Here is an 18,854-nt window from a genome sequence, read left to right on the forward strand (position 1 = left end):
GTTCACCATGACCGACTTCACCACGCCCGACGCCGACGCCCGGCCCACCCGGGCCGAGCGGATGGGGCTCGACGACCCGGTCGACCCCACCGTCGGCACCGCCGAGGTCCCCGTCCGGCCCGGGCTGCCGCTGGTCGCCATCGTCGGGCGCCCCAACGTGGGCAAGTCGACGCTCGTGAACCGGATCATCGGTCGGCGGGCCGCCATCGTCGAGGAGCACCCGGGGGTCACCCGCGACCGCAAGGAGGTCGCCGCCGACTGGAACGGGCGCGAGTTCATCCTCGTCGACACCGGCGGCTGGATGGCCCACGGCTCGGCCCTCGACGACAAGGTGAGCGCCCAGAGCGAGCAGGCCATCCGCGACGCCGACGCCATCCTCCTCGTGGTCGACGCCACCGTCGGGCTCACCGACGACGACGACCGCGTCGCCCAGATCCTCCGGGGCGCGGAGGCGCCGGTCCTCGTCATCGCCAACAAGGTCGACGGGCCCAACCGGGAGCACCTGATCTGGGAGCTGCTGCGCCTGGGGCTCGGCGACCCCCACCCGATCAGCGCCCTCCACGGCCGCGGGACGGGCGACATGCTCGACGAGCTCGTCGCCGTCCTGCCCGAGGGCCCCGCCGACGACGAGCCCGGGCCGCCTCCGGCCGAGGGCGACGCACGGGAGGTCTCGGTGGCCATCGCCGGCCGGCCCAACGTCGGCAAGTCCACGCTGTTCAACCGGCTGACGGGCGAGGACCGGGCCGTCGTCCACGACATGCCCGGCACCACCCGCGACACGATCGACACCCTCGTCGAGACCGACGCCGGGCCCATCCGCTTCGTCGACACCGCCGGCATGCGCCGCAAGTCCAAGATCGACGACGGCACCGAGTACTACTCGCTGGTCCGGGCCCTCCAGGCGGTCGACCTGGCCGACGTGGCCCTGCTGGTGATCGACGCCACCGAGGGCATCACCCACCAGGACCAGAGGCTGGCCGAGCGCATCGACGCCGCCGGCTGCCCGGTGATCGTGTGCCTCAACAAGTGGGAGCTGCTGGACGCCGAGCAGCGGGAGAAGGTCACCGAGGACGTGGGGCGCAAGATGGCGTTCGTGGGCGAGGCGCCCGTGCTCAAGATCAGCGCCGCCACCGGCCAGGGCACCCACAAGCTCCTGCCCGCCCTGGCGGGGACGATCTCCCAGTACCGCCGCCGGGTGCCGACCCGGAAGGTCAACGAGGTCCTGGCCAAGGCCCAGGCCGCCCAACCCGGCCCCCACGGGGCCAAGGTCCTCTACGCGACCCAGGGCGCCACCGATCCGCCCACGTTCACGTTCTTCACCAACAAGGACCTGCCGGCGAGCTACGTGCGCTACCTCGAGCGCAGCCTGCGCACCGCGTTCGACATGGGCCAGACCGCCATCAAGATCCGCGTCCGCCGCCGCAGCTAGCCGCTCGCGCCTCCGACCAGGTGCCCCGGCGGGGATGTCGCAGGCTCGGCGTCTCAGACCCACTCGCCGCGGTCGGTCAGGACCTGCTTCAGGGTCTCGGCCTGGTCGGTCATGAGGCCGTCGACGCCCATGTCGAGCAGCGCGGTCATCTCGGCCGGGTCGTCGATGGTCCACACGTGGACCTGGACGCCGAGGCGGTGCGCCGTCTCGACGAAGCGGGGGGTGACGAGGCGGCGGCCCTTGATGTCCTGTGGCACCTGGGCGCACGGGGCCACGAGCGAGCGGACGGGCGCCCCCTTGGCCGCGGCGGCGAGCTTGGCCGTGCCCCGCGGTCCCAGCGAGGTGCACAGCGAGGGGCCGAGCAGCGTCCGCAGGCGGGCCAGGCGCTTGTCGCTGAAGGAGCCGCAGCAGACGCGGTCGACGGCGCCTTGGGCCTCGATCACCTCGGCGAGGGCGTCGACCACCCGATCGTGCTTGGGGTCGATGTTCACCCGCACGTCGGGCCAGGTGGACAGGATCTCGTCGAGCCGGGGGACGGGGTCGCCGTCGGGACCGACCCGGGCCCGCTGGACCTCGGCCCACGAGAGGTCGGAGATGGCGCCGGCACGGTCCGTGACCCGGTCGAGGTGGTCGTCGTGGAAGGCCACGACCACACCGTCGGCGGTGAGGTGGACGTCGGTCTCGAGGTACCGGTAGCCGAGGTCCACGGCGGCGGCGAACGCGGCCAGGGTGTTCTCGCCGGGGCCCTCGGCGCGGTGGGCGCCCCGGTGGGCGAAGGCCAGCGGCCCGGCGTGCTCGAGGAACCCCCAGGTCGACCCCACGGAGGTCGACCTTAGGCCCACGCGGCGCGCCGGCGACGCGCCGGGCAGACTCTCGGGCTGTGGACGGCGAGCACCCGGCGGAGCTGACGGCGCGCTTCGCCGCCCTCGTCCGCCCCGGACCCGAGCCCCTCGCGCTCGACGAGGTGTGCACGGTCCTGGCGGCCCACTTCGCCGTGGGGGCCGACGGCGACGCCACCGACCTCGTCGCCGTGCGCGGCGGCCTCGACGAGCTGGCCAAGGGCCTGGTCGCGTCGACCGTCGAGGACGTCGTCGCCCACCTCGCCCGCCTCGGCGTCGGCGGTGAGCCGTCCGACTACGGCTCGCCGAGCGGATCGCTGCTCCCCGACGTCGTCCGCCGACGGCGGGGCCTGCCGATCCTGCTGGCCGTCCTCACCGTCGAGGTGGCCCGCCGGGTCGGCGTCGAGGCTCACGTCGTGGGGATGCCCGGCCACGTCCTGGTGAGCGATGGCACCGTCCCGCCCCGGCACCTGGCCGACCCGTTCCACCGTCGGGCCCACCTCGACCCTCCCGACGCCCGCGCCCTGCTCGCCCAGGTGCACGGTGACGCCGTGCCGTGGGACGACGCCCACCTGCGGCCCATCGGCCCTCGGGCCGTCGTGGCGCGGATCCTGGCCAACCTGGCCAACCGCTACCGGGCCGACTCCCGCCACCGGGACGAGGCCGTCGCCCTCGGCCTGCGCAGCCTGGTGCCCGGCGTGCCGGTGTCGGAGAAGGGGGCCCTCGCCGCCGCCCTGGCCCGCAGCGGGGCCTTCGACCGGGCCGCGTCCGAGCTCGAGGCGCTGGCCGACGCCGGCGGGGTCGGCATGGACCCCGAGGCCCTCCGGGGCAAGGCCGAGCGCTGGCGGGCCCGCCTCAACTGAACGGACGAGCGGACCCGGTGGCAGATGTGGGACGAACACCCCACATCTGCCACCGAGCTCGGCGGGCCTAGCGGGGGACCTCGGTCCAGGGGCGGTCCTTGTCGACGCGGACGTCGCCGGGCAGGCCGAGCACCCGCTCGCCGAGGATGTTCTTCATGATCTCGGTGGTGCCGCCCTCGATCGAGTTGGCCCGGCACCGGAGAAACGCCTTCTGGGCCGTCGAGAGGTCGAGGGCGTGCTCGGGGCGGACCTTGGGGAAGCCGCCGGGCATCAGCATCCCCTGCGGGCCCATGACGGTGACGGCGAACTCGGTGATGGCCTTGTTGAGGTCGGCCGAGGCGGACTTGCCGATGGAGCCCTCGGGCCCGGGGGTGCCCACGGCCCGGTTCTGCGACGCCCGCCAGTTGGTCAGCCGCACGACCTCGGCCCGCGACCACAGCTGCATCAGCTCGTCCTGGACGGCGCCACCCGGGCGGCCGGCCTCCTTCCAGGCCTTCACCGCGGTCTGGATGATCCCGGTGCCCTTGGGCGGGATGCCGCCGCCGATGGACACGCGCTCGTTCATGAGGGTGGTGATGGCGACCCGCCACCCGTCGCCGACGTCGCCGAGGCGCTCGGCGTCGGGCACCCGGACGTCGGTGAAGTACACCTCGTTGAACTCGGCCTCGCCGGTGATCTGGTAGAGCGGGCGGACCTCGACGCCGGGGGCGTGCATGTCGACCACGAAGTAGGTCAGGCCCTTGTGCTTGGGCTGGTCGGGGTCGGTGCGGGCCACGAGCATCCCCCAGCGCGACAGGTGGGCCACGGTGGTCCACACCTTTTGGCCGTTGACGATCCACTCGTCGCCGTCGCGCACGGCCCGGGTGCCCAGGCTGGCCACGTCGCTGCCGGCGCCGGGCTCGCTGAACATCTGGCACCACACCTCCTCGCCGGTGAAGAGGGGGCGGAGGTAGCGCTGCTTCTGGGCCTCCGAGCCGTGGGCGAACACCGTCGGGGCGCCCATGCCGTGGCCGATCGGGTTGCGGGCGAGGGGGCTCGGCGCCCCGGTGCCGGCCAGGACCTCCTGGACGACCTTCTGCAGCTTGGGGCGGAGGCCCAGGCCGCCGAAGCCCTCGTCGAAGTGGACCCAGGCCAGCCCGGCGTCGAACTGGGCGCCGAGGAAGGTCACCGGGTCGGTGGTCGCCGGCGGGTGGTCGGCGATGAGCTTCTCGGCCGCCTCCCGCACCCGAGCCTCGTCGGGGTCGGTGGGGGCGGTGGCGGGGGCGTCGGCCAGGTCGGTCATGGCCCCGACCTTACTTGACCGGTGGGTCAAGTTGCCCGGCGGTCCCAGTGCCAGGTCTCGTTCACGCTCAGGACCTGGCGGGCCCCGCCGGCGCCGGCCAGCACCCGGCTCACGCTCGTGTAGCCGGGCTCGAAGAAGAGCTGCTCCTCGAGCCCCAGCACCTCGGCCAGGGCGGCGTTGATGGTCCCGCCGTGGCACACGACCGCCACCCGCTGGCCCCGGTGGGCCGCGACGATCCGATCGACGGCGGCCACCACCCGGCGCCGGAAGGCGGCCCGCAGGGCGGCGCCCTCCGGTCCGACCCAGGCCTCCACCGCCTCGGCCCAGGCGAGGGGGTCGCGCCGGAGCTCCTCGAGCGGGATGTAGGCGTCGGCGTCGCGGTCCATCTCGGCGAGGTCGTCGTCGACGACCGCCTCCACGCCCAGAGCCGCCGCCAGCGGGGCGGCGGTCTCGCGGGCCCGCTGGAGCGGGCTCGTCCAGACGGCGTCGACGTCGCCGGCCCACACCGCCGCCAGGCGCTCTGCTTGGTCGCGGCCCTCGGCCGACAGGTGGGGGTCGGCGGGGACACCCGCGCCCTCGAGGCGGACGGGAAGGGCGTGGCGGACGAGGAGGAGCTCCACGGCGCGGAGCGTAGGGGCCGCGGCTCCGTGGTCCGGGGCCCCTACCCTCGGTCTCGATGGACGGGCAGGACGCGGGCAGCCGGCGAGAGCGGGTCGGGCCCGACGGTGCCCTCGCCCCGCTGACCGCGCTCACCGGGCTGACGGGCCGGCTCGCCCCCCTCCGGGACCGGCTCCGCCGCCGGGGGAGCGGGCCCAAGACGGCGTTCGTCCTGAGCGGGGGCGGGAACCTCGGCGCCCTCCAGGTCGGGATGCTGCGGGCTCTGCTCGAGCACCGGATCCTGCCGGACCTCGTCCTGGGCTGCTCGGTGGGGGCCCTGAACGGCGCCGGCATCGCCGCCGACCCCTCGCTGGAGATGGTGGGCCGGCTCCAGGACCTCTGGCTGGAGTTCGACGACCGCGACGTCCTCCCCGTCGGCTTGCTCCCCACGACCGTCCAGATGGCGCGACGCGGGGTGTCGATCCACGGCAACGAGGGGCTTCGGAAGGTGATCGATGACGTCCTTCCGGACGGTCGGTTCGAGGACCTGAGGGTGCCGTTCCAGTGCGTCGCCACCGACGTCGTCGCGGCCCGGGAGGTGTGGTTCTCGACCGGGTCGATCATGGAGCCCGTGCTCGCCTCGGCCGCCCTGCCGGCCATGCTCCCGCCGGTCGAGATCGACGGCGTCCGCTACATCGACGGTGCCGTCGTGAACGACGTGCCCGTCACCCGGGCCGTGGAGCTGGGGGCGACGACCATCTACGTCCTCCACGTGGGCGGCTTCGACCGGCCTCGGCCCGAGCCCAAGCGGCCCTTCGACATGGCCCTGCAGGCGTACTGGATCGCCCGTCGGGCCCGCTTCCGCCGGGACATGGCCGACCTGCCCGACACCGTCGAGGCGGTGCTGCTCCCGACCGGCGACGCCCCGGCGGCGCGGTTCATGGACTTCCGCCACTCGGCGGCCCTCATGTCGAGCGCCTACCAGGCCAGCGACGCCCTGCTGCGCGAGCGCGCCCAGCCCGCCGTCGAGCCCGACGCCGTCGTCGCCGGGCGCCCTGACCAGGAGATCAGCACGCTGCGTGAGGAATGAGCCGTTTGGCCCATCACGGAGAGGGGTGGGGGTGCCGAAGGAGTGGGGACACACCGTCACAGCGCTCCCGGACCAACGGGGTGGCGCACCACTTCAACAGGAGAACACCCCGATGCTCAGCACCCAGTGGGACTTCGTCACCAGCTACGTCCGGGCTCGCTTCGGCGACACCGAGCGGGGCGCCTCGCTCGTCGAGTACGCGCTGCTCGTGGCCCTCATCGCCGTCGTCTGCATCGTCGCCGTGACCTTCATCGGCACCAGCGGCAGCGACAAGCTCAACAAGGTCGGTTCCTCGATCAACAAGTAGTCGAGCGCGGCAGCCGCCGCACCTGACGGCACGAGAGGAGGCGGGGCTTCGGCCCCGCCTCCTCCGCGTCCGCCCACCGGCGACCCGCCCGACCGGAAGATGAGCCGTTCGGCCCATCACGGAGAGGGGTGGGGGTGCCGAAGGAGTGGGGACACACCGTCACAGCGCTCCCGGACCAACGGGGTGGCGCACCACTTCAACAGGAGAACACCCCGATGCTCAGCACCCAGTGGGACTTCGTCACCAGCTACGTCCGGGCTCGCTTCGGCGACACCGAGCGGGGCGCCTCGCTCGTCGAGTACGCGCTGCTCGTGGCCCTCATCGCCGTCGTCTGCATCGTCGCCGTGACCTTCATCGGCACCAGCGGCAGCGACAAGCTCAACAAGGTCGGTTCCTCGATCAACAAGTAGTCGAGCGCGGCAGCCGCCGCACCTGACGGCACGAGAGGAGGCGGGGCTTCGGCCCCGCCTCCTCCGCGTCCGCCCCCTCGCAGGCCGGCCGGGCGTCGGCCGAGTGGCCAAGGAGGCATAGGGTCGGGCCAGATGAGCGACCAGCCGATCTCCCTCAGCCCGTCGGGACCGCCCGAGACCGTGCTCGCACCGGAGCCGGAGGAGGCCCGCTCCCTGCTCGCCGCCGCCCTCGGGAGCGACACGATGCTCCCCGACGAGCGGCGGACCGCGGTGGCCGCCGTCGTGGCCCGCTTCCCGCGGTTCCTCGACGGGTGGGCTCGGCTGGGCCAGCTCGGGCGGGACGACGTCGAGGCCTACGCCGCCTTCCGGGTCGGCTACCACCGGGGTCTGGACACGCTGCGCCAGAACGGGTGGCGGGGGACCGGCTACGTGCGCTGGCAGCACGAGACCAACCGCGGCTTCCTCCGCTCCCTCCACGGCCTGGAGCGGGCGGCGGCCCGCATCGGCGAGGACGACGAGGCCGAGCGCTGCGCCCTCTTCCTCCGCCAGCTCGACCCTGCGTGGCCGCCGCCGGACCTCGACTAGGTCGGAGTGGTCGGAGTGGGTCTGACCCACTCCGACCGGTCAGTCCTCGGCGAAGTGGACGGTGCGGATCTCGGAGTAGTGGTCCATGGCCGCGGGGCCGAGCTCGCGCCCGAGGCCGCTGCGCTTCATGCCACCGAAGGGCGTCTCGACCCGCACCGACGAGTGGCTGTTGACCGACAGGGACCCGGTCCGGAGGCGCTTGGCGACCCGGACGGCTCGCGTCGCCGAACCGGTCCACAGCGAGCCCGACAGGCCGTAGTCGCTGTCGTTGGCGATGCGGACGGCGTCGTCCTCGTCGTCGAAGGGGATCACCGACGCCACCGGGCCGAAGATCTCCTCCCGGGCGATGCGCATCGAGTTGTCCACGTCGGCGACGACGGCGGGCGAGAGGTAGAAGCCGGGGCGGTCGAGGACCTCGCCGCCGCACACCCGGCGGGCACCCTCGCCCGACCCGATGTCGAGGTAGTCGAGCGACGTCTGGCGCTGCCCGGCGCTGACCATCGGGCCCATCTCGGTGGCCGGGTCGAGGGGCTCACCCACGACGACCCGATCGGTGGCGGCGGCGAAGGCGGCGACGAAGGCGTCGTAGGCCGGGCGCTCGACGAGGATCCGGCTCCGGGCGCAGCAGTCCTGCCCGGCGTTGCCGAACACCGCCATCGGGGTGGCCGCCGCCGCCCGCTCGACGTCGGCGTCGGCGAACACGACCGACGCCGACTTGCCGCCCAGCTCGAGGGTGACCCGGGTGATGGTGTCGGCCGACTGGCGGAGGATGTGGGCGCCGGTGGCGGTCTCGCCGGTGAACCCGACCTTGGCCACGCGGGGGTCGCCGACGAGCAGGTCGCCCAGCTGGGCCCCGGGCCCGGCCAGCACGTGGACGGCCTCGGCCGGGACACCGGCCTCGACGAGCAGGTCGCCCAGGACGAGGGCCGTGAGCGGCGTCAGCGAGGCCGGCTTCAGGATGATCGGGTTCCCGCAGGCCAGGGCGGGAGCGACCTTCCACGAGGCGATGAGCAGCGGGAAGTTCCACGGCACGATCAGGGCGCAGACGCCGACGGGCTCGCGCAGCGTCAGGGCGATGCCGCCGTCCATCACCGGGATGGTGGAACCCAGGTGCTTGTTGGCGAACCCGGCGTAGTACTCGAAGGTGCGGGCCGCCGCCTCGACCTCCCAGCGGGCGTCGCCGATCGGGTGGCCGGCGCCGGTGGCCTCGAGCTCGGCGACGGCGTCGGCCCGCTCCCGCAGGAGGGCGGCGACCCGGGCGAGGACCCGGCCCCGCTCGGTGGCGCTGGTGCGGGGCCAGGCGCCCTGGCCCTCGGCGAAGGCGCCGTGGGCGGCGGCGACGGCGGCCTCGACGTCGGCCGGGCCGGCCTGGGCCACGGTGGCGAAGGGCGCCCCGGTGGCGGGGGCGATCACGTCGCGGGTCGTCCCGTCGGCCGCCTCCCGGCGGTCTCCGGAGACGACGAGGAGGTGGGTCTCGGGCATGCTGCGGCTGATCCTCCGGCGACTCTGTCCTCCGCCCTCGCGGGGACGCGGCATCATACGGCCCGACCCCCGGCCGCTCGGCAGAGGGCACAGGCCACGCGAGGGAGACCGATGGGCCGGTTGGACGGCAAGGTGGCGCTCATCACGGGCGCCGGCGGCGACATGGGGAAGGTCGCGGTCGAGATGTTCGCGGCCGAGGGGGCCAAGGTCGCGGCCATGGACGTCCGCGGCTGCGACGACGTCGCCGCCGCCGCCCGCGCCGCCGGGGGTGAGGCGATCTCGCTCACGGCCGACGTGACCGACGCCGACGCCGTCGACGCCGCCGTGGCCGCGACGGTGGAGGCCTTCGGCCACCTCGACGTCCTCTACAACAACGCCGGCATCAGCCTGGCCGACGACGACGGCCCCACCACCACGCCGCAGGCCACGTGGGACGCGACCATGGCGGTCAACGTCACCGGCCTGTGGCACTGCTGCCGGGCCGGGATCCCGGCCCTGCTCGAGGCCGGCGGTGGCTCGATCATCAACGTGGCCAGCTTCGTCGCCCACCTGGGCGCCGCCACCCCGCAGCTGGCCTACACCACGTCGAAGGGGGCGGTGCTCTCGATGACCCGGGAGATCGCGGTGATCTACGCCCGGCAGGGCATCCGGGCCAACGCCCTGTGCCCCGGGCCGGTGCTGACCCCGCTCCTGGCCAAGTACCTGTCGGACGAGGAGAAGCGGCAGCGCCGCCTCGTGCACATCCCCATGGGCCGCTTCGGCGAGGCATCGGAGATGGTGCAGGGCGCCATCTTCCTGGCCTCCGACGAGTCGTCGTTCATGACCGGCCAGTCGCTCCTGATCGACGGCGGCATCACCGCCGCCTACACGACACCAGAGTGATGCTCGACCGCACCGCCGGGCGCCTGTGCGTCCACCACCCCCGAGCGAGGACACGCTGATGGCAGCCCACGGGATCATCACCGCCGACGACCTGCGCCAGCAGGTGGCGTCCGACGCGGTGGACACCGTCCTCGTCTGCTTCCCGGACATGCAGGGACGGCTGATGGGCAAGCGGGTCACCGGTCGCTACTTCGTCGACACCGTGCTCGAGGGGACGATCGAGGCCTGCGACTACCTGCTCGCCGTGGACGTCGACATGACCCCGCTGCCCGGCTACACCTTCGCCAGCTGGGACACGGGCTACGGCGACATGTCCCTCGTGCCCGACCTGGCCACGCTGCGACGGGTGCCGTGGATCCCGAAGACGGCGCTGGTCCTGTGCGACCTGGTCGAGGAGGGCGGGACCGCCCCCATCGAGGTGTCGCCCCGGCAGATCCTGCGGCGCCAGCTCGCGCGGGCGGCCGCCCGCGGCCTGACGGTCAAGATCGGCGCCGAGCTGGAGTTCTTCCTCTTCAAGGACACCTACGCCGAGGCCAAGGCCGCCGGCTACAAGGGCCTCACGCCCCACTCGGACTGGATCGAGGACTACCACATCCTCCAGACGACCCGCGACGAGCACATCATCCGCCAGATCCGCAACGGCATGGACGCGGCCGGCGTGCCCGTCGAGTTCTCCAAGGGGGAGGCGGGCTACGGCCAGCACGAGATCAACCTCGTGTACGCCGAGGCCCTGGAGATGGCCGACCGTCACGCCATCTACAAGAACGGGGCCAAGGAGATCGCCGCCGCCAACGACGTGGCGATCACGTTCATGGCCAAGTGGTCGATGGACGACGTCGGCTCGTCGTGCCACATCCACTCCTCGGTGTGGGCCGACGAGGGCCACCGCTCGCTCGCCCTCACCGACTCGGGCGATCCCAAGGAGCTGTCGGCCACCGTGCGGAGCTGGCTGGGCGGCCTCGTCGCCGCGTCGCGCGAGCTGTCGTGGCTGTTCGCCCCGAACGTCAACTCCTACAAGCGGTTCATGCCCGACTCGTGGGCCCCCACCGCCATCGCCTGGGGCGACGACAACCGCACGTGCGGGCTGCGCATCGTCGGCCACGGGGCCCACCGCCGGGTGGAGAGCCGCATCCCCGGTGCCGACGTCAACCCGTACCTCGCCTACGCCGGGATCGTCGCCGCCGGGCTGCACGGGATCGAGAACGAGATCGACCCCGGCCCGGCCTTCGAGGGCAACGCCTACGAGGCCCCCGACGTCGAGCGCATCCCGTCGACCCTGGTCGAGGCCATCGACCTGTTCGAGGGGTCGACCATCGCACGGGAGGCCTTCGGCGACGACGTCCACCACCACCTGCTCAACACCGCCCGCCAGGAGTGGCTCGCGGCCAACCGCACCGTCACCGACTGGGAGCTGATGCGCGGCTTCGAGAGGTTGTAGGTACGGTCGCCCCATGGCAGCACCTGGTGGATCCGGACCGATCGGACCGTTCCCCGAGGGGGTGAGCGGGCCCGAGGCCGAGGCCGACTACGACAAGCTCCGACGGCGGGTGCTGTGGTCGTTCCCCTACGGGCTCTACGTGCTGGGCAGCCGGGACGGCGAGCGCCGCAACGGCATGACCATCAACTGGGTGACCCAGGTGAGCTTCGACCCCAAGCTGGTGGGCGTCGGGGTCGAGAAGACGGCGTTCACCCACGAGCTGGTGGCCGCCGGCGGGGTGTTCAGCGTCAACACGATCAGCCGGGAGGATCGGGCCATCGTCCGCAAGTTCACCAAGCCGGTCGAGGTCGACGCGGCGGCGATGACGCTGAACGGCTTCCCGTTCCACGACGGGGCGTCCGGGGCGCCGATCCTCGACCAGGCCCCCGCCTACGTCGACTGCGCGGTCCGCCAGGCCGTCGACTGCGGTGGCCACACCTTCTTCGTCGGCGAGGTCGTCGACGCTGGCTTCCAGCACGCCGAGGACACCGAGGTGCTCCGCATGGAGGACACCCGCATGTCCTACGGCGGCTGAGCGCAGCGAAGCCGACCAGGCCGGCAACGTGGTTCCCACGCGCTAGACCCGACACGTGACCGACGTCGTGAGGCAGGGCGTCCTGCGGTTCTCGTACGGGATCATGGGCTCGGGCAAGTCGACCGTCGCCCTGCAGGTGCACCACAACCTGATCCGCCGCGGTCTGCGTGGGGTCCTGTGCACCCTCTTCGACCGGGAGGGGACGGCGGTGTCGAGCCGGCTGGGCGTGTCGCACCCCGCTGTCGAGGTCACGGCCGAGGTCGACCTGCTCGCCCTGGCCCGGGCCGAGGCCGCGGCAGGTGACGGCCACCTCGACTTCCTCGTCTGCGACGAGGTCCAGTTCTACGCCGAGGCCCAGATCGACCAGCTGGCCGCGGTGGTCGACGAGATGGGCGCCGACGTGTTCGCCTACGGGCTCCTCACCGACTTCCGGGGCCGCCTCTTCGACGGGACCCGGCGCCTGATGGAGGTCGCCGACGAGCGGGTCCCGCTGAGCGTCGAGACCCGCTGCTGGTGCGGGCGCCGGGCCACCCACAACGCCCGCCTCGTCAACGGGCAGATGACGCGGGAGGGCGAGACGGTGGTGATCGCCGACACCGAGGCGTCCGGCGTGGTGGAGACGCCGCTGTTCGGTGACGTCGTCACCTACGAGCTGCTCTGCCGTCGCCACTACAACGCCGGCGTCGTCAAGTAGGTCGCGCGCCGACCGGCCTGATCCCGTCGGCGGCGACGACGTACCCTCCTCGCCATGAGCGACGACGGTCCCGCCCGCCTGCCCCGGACCGGGATGCCGGCCGACGAGCTGCTCGAGCAGATCGACACGGCGCGCGCCGGCGACCTCGACTGGAAGGGCGGGCGGGCCTTCAGCCTCGTCTACAACTCGGGCGACGAGGCCCACGAGGCGGTGCTGCACGCCGTGGCCGACCGCTACCTGCACGAGAACGCCCTCAACCCGTTCCGGTACCCGAGCCTCCTGCAGATGGAGCTCGACCTGGTGGCCATGGGCGCCGACCTCTTCGGCGGCGTCGCCGACGCCGGCGCCGTCACCGCCGGCGGGAGCATGAGCATCTTCTGCGCCGTGCAGGTCGCCCGGGGCCACGCCCGGGCCGAGATGGGCATCCCCGAGCCCCAGGTCCTCGCCCCCGAGACGGCGCACCCCGCCTTCGCCAAGGCCTGCGACCTGCTCGACATCGAGCTGGTGACCGTGCCGGTCGAGGCCGACGGCCGGATCGACCCGGAGCGGCTGGGGGCGGCGATCACAGACCGGACGGCGCTCCTGGTCGCCTCGGCCGCGTGCTACCCGTTCGGCGTCATCGACCCCGTGGCCGCTGTCGCCGCCCTGGCTGACGAGCGGGGCCTGCTGTGCCACGTCGACGCCTGCCTCGGTGGCTTCCTGCTGCCGTTCTGGGAGGAGCTGGGCCAGCCGGTCCCGCCCTGGGACCTCTCGGTGCCGGGGGTGACCTCGTTGAGCGCCGACGTCCACAAGTACGGCTACGCCTTCAAGGGCGCGTCGCTGGTCCTCTACCGGGACCGCGACCTCCTCAAGCACCAGCACTTCTGGTACTCCGACTGGCCCGGCGGCCTCTACGCCAGCTCGACCCCGGCCGGTACCCGCCCGGCGCCGCCGATCGCCGGGGCCTGGGCCGCCCTCATGCACCTCGGGCGCGAGGGGTTCCTGCGCCTCACGTCCCAGGTGCTCGACGCCCACACCCGCTTCCTCGACGGGATCGCGGCCATCGACGGCGCCGTCGTCGACCCGGCGCCCGACATCTCGGTGTTCCAGGTCACGACGCCGGGGCGCTCCCACGACGCCGTCGGCGACCAGATGGACGCCCGCGGGTGGAACCTCGACCGCCAGCAGGGCGGGCTCCACGTCATGCTCTCGCCGTACCACGCCCAGGTGGCGGACCAGTTCGTCGCCGACCTCGGTGCGGCCCTCGCCGACGTGCCCCTCACCGAGGACGCCCCCACCTCCTCCACCGTCTCCACCTACGGCGGCATCGCCGAGGCATGACCACCGGTCTGGTCGGGGCCGTCCTCTGCGGCGGGTCGTCGCGGCGCATGGGGCGCGACAAGGCCCTCGTCGAGGTGGACGGGGTGCCGCTGGCCGCCCGGGTGGCCGCCGCCCTCGGTGCCGCCGGGTGCCGGCGCGTCCTCGCCGTCGGCGGTGATGCCTCGGCCCTGGGCGCGCTGGGCCTGGAGCCGGTGGCCGACCGCTGGCCGGGCGAGGGGCCGCTGGGTGGCCTCGCGACGGCGATGGCGGCGACGGTGGACCGGGCGGGGGAGGGCGCCGTGCTGGTCCTGGCCCCGTGCGACCTGGTGGCGCCCGCAGCCGGGTCGTTGGTGGAGCTGGTCGAGGCGCTGGACGAGACGGTGGGTGCCGCCCACCCGGTGGTCGACGGTCGGGCGCAGTGGCTCCCGAGCGCCTGGCGCGTCGGGACCGCCCTGGCGGCCGAGGTGGCGGGCCTCGTGGACGGGGGGGCGCGCCGCCTCGATGCGGTGGCCGCCCTCGGCGCCGCCCGGGCCGTGGTCCTCACCCGCGAGGCCGTGGCCGACGCCGACACCCCGGCGGAGCTCCCGTGACGCCTGCGACCCGGGCGTCGGACGGCGATTCGCTGGCGATTCGACGTCCGACGCTCCGGTGCGAGGGAGTCGCTGGTCAGCGGCCTGAGGGTGGCGGCGAGCGGTGGCCGAGATCATCGTGGTGCGACGGTTCACGCCACCGGGAGCGACGGTGACGACCCTCTGGTACGTCAGCCACCCCGAGGTCGCCATCGACCCCGACGTGCCCGTCCCCCGCTGGGGGCTGAGCGCCGTCGGGCGCCGGCGGGCCGAGGCCCTGGCCCGCGAGCCGTGGCTCGGCGGGGTGCGCCGCATCATCGCCAGCGCCGAGGCCAAGGCGGTCGAGACGGCCGAGCTCCTCGCCGCCGCCCGGGGCCTCCCCGTCGAGGTCCGCCCCGACACCGGCGAGAACGACCGGTCGGCGACCGGCTTCGTGCCCCCCGACGAGTTCGAGCGCCTGGCCGACGCCTTCTTCGCCCGGCCGGAGGAGTCGGTCGCCGGCTGGGAGCGGGCCGCCGACGCCCAGGCCCGGATCGTCGCCGCCCTCGCCGACCTGGTGGGCCCGGCCGCCGACGGCGGAGGCGACGTGGTGGTCATCGGGCACGGCGCGGTCGGGACCCTGTGGTCCTGCCACCTGGCCGGCGACCCCATCGACCGTCGATGGGACCAGCCCGGCCCCGGCCACCTCTTCGCCGTCGACCTGCCGACCGCCCGCCTGCTCCACCGCTGGCAGGCCTTCTGAGCCCGCGACGGGCCACCCGTGGCCGATCTCTGGCTCAGAACGGCGGCGCCACCCCTCGCCACGCCTCGCCACCGCGGACCGCGCGGCGCCCCTGGTCGACGGTGACGGAGGGTGCTGGCCGGTCCGGGCCGTCCCGGTAGGGTGGCCGGCGACGGAAGGAGCCCTGCGTGGACGTGCCCGAGGTGGACATCGAGGCCTTCGCCGGCCTGCACGGGTCCGGTGTGACCGTGATCGACGTGCGGGAGCCGCACGAGTACGAGGAGGGCCACGTCCCGGGGGCGATGCTCATCCCGCTCGGCGAGGTGCCCGACCGCGTGGCCGAGGTGCCCGACGACCGCACCGTCTACCTCGTCTGCGCCGTGGGCGGTCGCAGCATGCGGGCCGCCGAGCACCTGGCCGCCCAGGGCCGGGACGTGGTCAACGTCGCCGGCGGGACCAAGGGCTGGATCGCCGCCGGTCTCCCCACCGTCGCCGGCGACCAGCCGGGCTAGGGCCGCTCGATGCGCCGACGGTCAGGGGAGGGGGAGCGGTCGGCCCCGTCACCCGACGCGGCATGGATCGACACCGACGACGGCCTCGTCGCCCTGGTCGACGAGCTGGTGGGCGTGGGCCGCTACGCGGTCGACACCGAGTTCCACCGGGAGAAGACGTACTGGCCCAAGGTCGCCCTGATCCAGGTCGCGTGGGAGCGGGGTCCCGACGACCTCGCCATCGCCCTGGTCGACCCGCTGGCCGTCGACATGACCGCCTTCGCCCGCCTGTTCGCCGGACCTGGGCTCGCGGTCATGCACGCCGCCAGCCAGGACATCGAGGTCTTCCAGCACAGCGTCGGCGCCGTGCCCTCGGCCCTCTTCGACACCCAGATCGCGGCCGGCTTCCTCGGCTACGGCACCCCGTCGCTGACCGCCCTGGCCGAGGGTGAGCTGGGCATCCGGCTCCCCAAGGGCGACCGGCTGACCGACTGGCTGCGCCGTCCGCTCGACGACCGTCAGCGCAGCTACGCCGCCGCCGACGTGGCCCACCTCCTCGAGATCCACGACCGCCTCGCCGCCGAGCTCGAGGCCCTGGGCCGCACGCCGTGGGTCGCCTTCGAGAACGAGGCCCAGCGGACGTGGCGCCCGCTCCGCCACCCCGAGGAGTCCTACAAGCGCATCAAGGAGGCCCGGCAGCTGCGGGGCAAGGCCCTGGGCGTCGTCCGGGCCGTCGCCGCCTGGCGCGAGCGGCGGGCCGCCGAGCTGGACATCCCCGTCCGCCACGTCATGGCCGACCTGGCGGTGGTGAGCCTGGCCAACCGGGCCCCGTCGTCGATCGCCGACCTCAAGGGCGTGCGGGGCCTCGACGACCGGATGCGGCGCCCGCCCCTGGCCGACCAGCTCCTCGCCGCGGTGGCCGAGGGTCTGGCCACCGGCCCCCCCGCCCGGGCCGAGCGGGCCCAGGACCACGAGCTCGACCGCAAGCTGCGCCCGGCGGTGGCGCTGGTCTCGGCCTGGGTCGCCCAGCTGGCCCGCACCCACCGGATCGACGCCTCGCTCCTCGCCACCCGGTCCGACATCGAGGACCTGCTGATCGACGGGTCGGGCCGCCTGGCCGACGGCTGGCGCAACGACATCGTCGGCCAGCCGATCCGCGACCTGGTCGACGGCCGGGCCGCCCTGGCCTTCGACGGCGCCGACCTCGTCCTCGAACCCCGCGCCTGAGGCACCCTCGACCTCGCGCCGATCGGTCGGAGTGGGTCTGACCCACTCCGACCGGTCGCGCGTGGGTCGTCGGCGCCGACCTCAGGCGGGGCGGAGGACCACGGCGGAGTCGGGGTCCAGCGACCCGGTGAAGGGTTCGCCCTCGCCGGCGCCGGTGCTGGTTACTTCGACGACCCAGTCGCCGGCGAGCGCCAGCTCGGCGGGGGCGGCGGCGAAGCAGACGGCCACCACCCGGCGGTCGTCGCCGGCGGTCCGCTCCCAGGCCAGGACCCCGTCGGGCGTGTCGTCGAGGACCCGCTGGCCGCCGGCGACCATGGCCGGTGACGCCCGCCGGGCGGCCAGCAGCCGCCGGTACAGGTGGAGGATCGAGCCCTCGTCGGCCCGCAGCGTCTCGGCATCGCGGCCGGCGTCGGCGTGCGGCGGCCACGGCAGCCAGGGCTCGGGACCCCAGCCGTGGTCGGGCGCGGGGGTCCACGGGATCGGCGCTCGGCAGCCGTCGCGGCCGCCCGGGTCGACGACCCGCTCGGGCGGGACCACGGCGTCCTCCAGGCCCAGCTCCTCGCCGGCGTACAGGAACGGCGTCCCCTGGAGCCCGACGGTGAGGAACACGGCCGCCCGGGCCCGCTCCTCGCTGGTGTAGCGGCTGCGGTGCCGGATGTTGTCGTGGTTCGACAGCACCCACGTGGGCCAGCCCGCCGGCGTGATGAGGCGCTCGACCTCGTCGACCCGGTGCCGCCACACGCCGGCGTCCCACGGGGCGTAGAGGGGCGGGAAGTTGAACGACAGGTGGATGCCCCGCCCGTCGTCGTAGTACTGGGCGACCAGGGCGGTGTCGAGGAGGTACACCTCGCCCACGACCATGCGGTCGCCGTCGTAGGAGTCGAGCAGCTCCCGGATGCGGCGGAGGCGCGGGAGGGTCACCTCGGGCACGTGGTTGAGGCCCGAGTGGGGGATGGGGATGAGCTCCTCGGCGTCGTCGGGGAGGTCGGGGTCCTTGCCGATGGCGTGGAGCACGTCGGCCCGGAACCCGTCGACGCCCCGGTCCAACCAGAAGCGGAGCACGTCGTGCATGGCCGCCTCGACCTCGGGGTGGTCCCAGTTCAGGTCGGGCTGATCGGGCAGGAACAGGTGGAGGTACCACTGGCCGGTCGCCTCGTCGAGGGTCCACGCCGGCTCGGCCTCGGAGAAGGCGGCCACCCAGTTGTTGGGCGGGGCCCCGTCGGGCGTGGGCTCCCGCCACACGTACCAGTCTCGATGGGCGGCGTCGCGGCTCGACCGGGCGTCCTGGAACCACGGGTGCTGGTCCGAGCTGTGGTTCGGGACCCAGTCGATGACGACCTTGATGCCCCGGTCGTGGCAGTCGGCGACGAGACGGTCGAAGTCCTCGAGCGTGCCGAACAGGGGGTCGACGTCGCAGTAGTCCGACACGTCGTAGCCGAAGTCGGCCATGGGGGAGCGGAAGAACGGCGACAGCCAGATGGCGTCGACCCCCAGCCAGCTCAGGTGGTCGAGCCGGGAGCGGATCCCCTCCAGGTCGCCGACCCCGTCACCGTCGGCGTCGGCGAAGGACCGGGGGTAGATCTGGTACACGACCGCCCCCTGCCACCAGGGTCGGTCGTCGTCGGAGGGCATCTCGTCGGGCACGTCGGGAACCTAGGCGGCCGCCGGTGGGAGAGTGTCCCCGTCGCCCCGGGACCACGCACCGTGACCGGCGGACCCCCCGTCGGGTGGATGCGGTACCGGGTCGGTCGCCCTGTAGGGTGGCGGACCTGGATTGATCGCACACCAACACCGCTGGAGTGGGCCCGTGAAGAAGGGTCGGCATCGCCGTTTCGAAGAGGCACGGGCGCTGAAGCGCACCACGGAGCCTTCCTACGAGGACATCATCGAGCGGGCCAGCGAGCGCTCCTGCCCCGAGTGCGGGGCCGATCCGGGCCACGACCACGCCTCCTGGTGCCTGGCCGACACGGCCGAGGTCGAGGTCGAGGAGCCCTGGGCCTGATCGGCCCCTCCCCGTCCCGGTAGCCGCGCTCGGCCGCCGCCGCCGTAACCTGGGCGACCCTCCGTTCCCGCGC

21 protein-coding genes are annotated in these 18,854 nt (G+C 73.8%); 16 read left to right on the top strand and 5 right to left on the bottom strand.

From position 1 onward, the window contains the following. Window positions 1–7 precede the first annotated feature (7 nt). Window positions 8–1,429, top strand: a complete 1,422-nt coding sequence (gene der / locus HC251_RS10720) for a ribosome biogenesis GTPase Der (protein ID WP_255566679.1) — start codon at window positions 8–10, stop codon at window positions 1,427–1,429. Between the two features lie 53 nt (window positions 1,430–1,482). Here der and HC251_RS10725 read toward each other — a convergent pair whose 3' ends face one another. Continuing rightward, window positions 1,483–2,250 (bottom strand): glycerophosphodiester phosphodiesterase, encoded by a 768-nt coding sequence (locus HC251_RS10725; RefSeq protein WP_255566680.1) that lies wholly within the window; start codon window positions 2,248–2,250, stop codon window positions 1,483–1,485. Window positions 2,251–2,309: 59 nt separating this feature from the next. On the opposite strand from HC251_RS10725, the gene HC251_RS10730 reads away from it, so the two are divergent. Beyond that, window positions 2,310–3,131, top strand: coding sequence for a transglutaminase-like domain-containing protein (locus HC251_RS10730; RefSeq protein WP_219945279.1), 822 nt, complete (start codon window positions 2,310–2,312; stop codon window positions 3,129–3,131). 67 nt (window positions 3,132–3,198) lie between these two features. Here the strand turns inward: HC251_RS10730 and HC251_RS10735 are convergent, their stop codons facing one another. Together HC251_RS10735 and HC251_RS10740 are read right to left on the bottom strand one after the other, a co-directional pair. Continuing rightward, window positions 3,199–4,413: an acyl-CoA dehydrogenase family protein gene (locus HC251_RS10735; protein WP_219945280.1), complete on the bottom strand. Its 1,215-nt coding sequence runs from the start codon at window positions 4,411–4,413 to the stop codon at window positions 3,199–3,201. A gap of 26 nt (window positions 4,414–4,439) precedes the next feature. Next, entirely contained in the window at window positions 4,440–5,033 is a 594-nt protein-coding gene (locus HC251_RS10740) for a histidine phosphatase family protein (RefSeq protein ID WP_219945281.1), read from the bottom strand. A 56-nt stretch (window positions 5,034–5,089) separates the two neighbouring features. Between HC251_RS10740 and HC251_RS10745 the strand changes: the two genes are divergently transcribed. The 4 genes from HC251_RS10745 to HC251_RS10760 all read left to right on the top strand — a co-directional run bounded on the left by HC251_RS10745 (window position 5,090) and on the right by HC251_RS10760 (window position 7,402). After that, a complete protein-coding gene (locus HC251_RS10745; protein WP_219945282.1) occupies window positions 5,090–6,100 on the top strand; it encodes a patatin-like phospholipase family protein in 1,011 nt (336 codons plus the stop codon). A 112-nt stretch (window positions 6,101–6,212) separates the two neighbouring features. Further along, window positions 6,213–6,407, top strand: coding sequence for a Flp family type IVb pilin (locus tag HC251_RS10750; protein WP_219945283.1), 195 nt, complete (start codon window positions 6,213–6,215; stop codon window positions 6,405–6,407). A 215-nt stretch (window positions 6,408–6,622) separates the two neighbouring features. Further along, a complete protein-coding gene (locus HC251_RS10755) occupies window positions 6,623–6,817 on the top strand; it encodes a Flp family type IVb pilin (protein ID WP_219945283.1) in 195 nt (64 codons plus the stop codon). Between the two features lie 132 nt (window positions 6,818–6,949). Next, window positions 6,950–7,402, top strand: coding sequence for a DUF3151 domain-containing protein (locus HC251_RS10760; protein ID WP_219945284.1), 453 nt, complete (start codon window positions 6,950–6,952; stop codon window positions 7,400–7,402). Between the two features lie 39 nt (window positions 7,403–7,441). Here HC251_RS10760 and HC251_RS10765 read toward each other — a convergent pair whose 3' ends face one another. Further along, a complete protein-coding gene (locus HC251_RS10765; RefSeq protein ID WP_219945285.1) occupies window positions 7,442–8,884 on the bottom strand; it encodes an aldehyde dehydrogenase in 1,443 nt (480 codons plus the stop codon). 111 nt (window positions 8,885–8,995) lie between these two features. On the opposite strand from HC251_RS10765, the gene HC251_RS10770 reads away from it, so the two are divergent. The 9 genes from HC251_RS10770 (at window position 8,996) to HC251_RS10810 (ending at window position 16,779) form a co-directional block, all read left to right on the top strand. After that, window positions 8,996–9,766, top strand: coding sequence for an SDR family oxidoreductase (locus HC251_RS10770; protein WP_219945286.1), 771 nt, complete (start codon window positions 8,996–8,998; stop codon window positions 9,764–9,766). Window positions 9,767–9,824: 58 nt separating this feature from the next. Beyond that, window positions 9,825–11,204, top strand: coding sequence for a glutamine synthetase family protein (locus tag HC251_RS10775; RefSeq protein WP_219945287.1), 1,380 nt, complete (start codon window positions 9,825–9,827; stop codon window positions 11,202–11,204). A 13-nt stretch (window positions 11,205–11,217) separates the two neighbouring features. Next, window positions 11,218–11,778, top strand: a complete 561-nt coding sequence (locus tag HC251_RS10780; RefSeq protein WP_219945288.1) for a flavin reductase family protein — start codon at window positions 11,218–11,220, stop codon at window positions 11,776–11,778. A 55-nt stretch (window positions 11,779–11,833) separates the two neighbouring features. Further along, on the top strand, window positions 11,834–12,472 hold the full coding sequence (locus tag HC251_RS10785; protein WP_255566682.1) for a thymidine kinase: 639 nt from the start codon (window positions 11,834–11,836) through the stop codon (window positions 12,470–12,472). A gap of 54 nt (window positions 12,473–12,526) precedes the next feature. Next, window positions 12,527–13,792 (top strand): aminotransferase class V-fold PLP-dependent enzyme, encoded by a 1,266-nt coding sequence (locus HC251_RS10790; protein ID WP_219945289.1) that lies wholly within the window; start codon window positions 12,527–12,529, stop codon window positions 13,790–13,792. Continuing rightward, window positions 13,789–14,361, top strand: a complete 573-nt coding sequence (locus HC251_RS10795; RefSeq protein WP_219945290.1) for a molybdenum cofactor guanylyltransferase — start codon at window positions 13,789–13,791, stop codon at window positions 14,359–14,361. The genes HC251_RS10790 and HC251_RS10795 overlap by 4 nt, the downstream gene beginning before the upstream one ends. Window positions 14,362–14,464: 103 nt before the next feature. Beyond that, window positions 14,465–15,082, top strand: a complete 618-nt coding sequence (locus HC251_RS10800; RefSeq protein ID WP_219945291.1) for a histidine phosphatase family protein — start codon at window positions 14,465–14,467, stop codon at window positions 15,080–15,082. Window positions 15,083–15,249: 167 nt separating this feature from the next. After that, a complete protein-coding gene (locus HC251_RS10805; RefSeq protein ID WP_255566683.1) occupies window positions 15,250–15,573 on the top strand; it encodes a rhodanese-like domain-containing protein in 324 nt (107 codons plus the stop codon). Between the two features lie 9 nt (window positions 15,574–15,582). After that, the gene (locus HC251_RS10810) at window positions 15,583–16,779 is read left to right on the top strand and encodes an HRDC domain-containing protein (protein WP_219945292.1); all 1,197 of its coding nucleotides are present in this window, start codon (window positions 15,583–15,585) and stop codon (window positions 16,777–16,779) included. 81 nt (window positions 16,780–16,860) lie between these two features. Here HC251_RS10810 and HC251_RS10815 read toward each other — a convergent pair whose 3' ends face one another. Further along, window positions 16,861–18,411 (bottom strand): alpha-amylase family glycosyl hydrolase, encoded by a 1,551-nt coding sequence (locus HC251_RS10815; RefSeq protein WP_219945675.1) that lies wholly within the window; start codon window positions 18,409–18,411, stop codon window positions 16,861–16,863. Between the two features lie 175 nt (window positions 18,412–18,586). On the opposite strand from HC251_RS10815, the gene HC251_RS10820 reads away from it, so the two are divergent. Beyond that, window positions 18,587–18,781, top strand: coding sequence for a hypothetical protein (locus HC251_RS10820; RefSeq protein ID WP_219945293.1), 195 nt, complete (start codon window positions 18,587–18,589; stop codon window positions 18,779–18,781). Window positions 18,782–18,854: the final 73 nt, after the last annotated feature.

This window comes from Iamia sp. SCSIO 61187 (assembly GCF_019443745.1).
Classification (GTDB): domain Bacteria; phylum Actinomycetota; class Acidimicrobiia; order Acidimicrobiales; family Iamiaceae; genus Iamia.

Coding starts and splice junctions, on each gene's coding strand:
- HC251_RS10780 (WP_219945288.1), top strand. CDS start 11,218: ATGGCAGCACCTGGTGGATCCGGACCGATCGGACCGTTCCCCGAGGGG.
- HC251_RS10810 (WP_219945292.1), top strand. CDS start 15,583: ATGCGCCGACGGTCAGGGGAGGGGGAGCGGTCGGCCCCGTCACCCGAC.
- HC251_RS10765 (WP_219945285.1), bottom strand. CDS start 8,884: ATGCCCGAGACCCACCTCCTCGTCGTCTCCGGAGACCGCCGGGAGGCG.
- HC251_RS10775 (WP_219945287.1), top strand. CDS start 9,825: ATGGCAGCCCACGGGATCATCACCGCCGACGACCTGCGCCAGCAGGTG.
- HC251_RS10790 (WP_219945289.1), top strand. CDS start 12,527: ATGAGCGACGACGGTCCCGCCCGCCTGCCCCGGACCGGGATGCCGGCC.
- HC251_RS10760 (WP_219945284.1), top strand. CDS start 6,950: ATGAGCGACCAGCCGATCTCCCTCAGCCCGTCGGGACCGCCCGAGACC.
- HC251_RS10755 (WP_219945283.1), top strand. CDS start 6,623: ATGCTCAGCACCCAGTGGGACTTCGTCACCAGCTACGTCCGGGCTCGC.
- HC251_RS10770 (WP_219945286.1), top strand. CDS start 8,996: ATGGGCCGGTTGGACGGCAAGGTGGCGCTCATCACGGGCGCCGGCGGC.
- HC251_RS10735 (WP_219945280.1), bottom strand. CDS start 4,413: ATGACCGACCTGGCCGACGCCCCCGCCACCGCCCCCACCGACCCCGAC.
- HC251_RS10745 (WP_219945282.1), top strand. CDS start 5,090: ATGGACGGGCAGGACGCGGGCAGCCGGCGAGAGCGGGTCGGGCCCGAC.
- HC251_RS10795 (WP_219945290.1), top strand. CDS start 13,789: ATGACCACCGGTCTGGTCGGGGCCGTCCTCTGCGGCGGGTCGTCGCGG.
- der (WP_255566679.1), top strand. CDS start 8: ATGACCGACTTCACCACGCCCGACGCCGACGCCCGGCCCACCCGGGCC.
- HC251_RS10750 (WP_219945283.1), top strand. CDS start 6,213: ATGCTCAGCACCCAGTGGGACTTCGTCACCAGCTACGTCCGGGCTCGC.
- HC251_RS10815 (WP_219945675.1), bottom strand. CDS start 18,411: ATGCCCTCCGACGACGACCGACCCTGGTGGCAGGGGGCGGTCGTGTAC.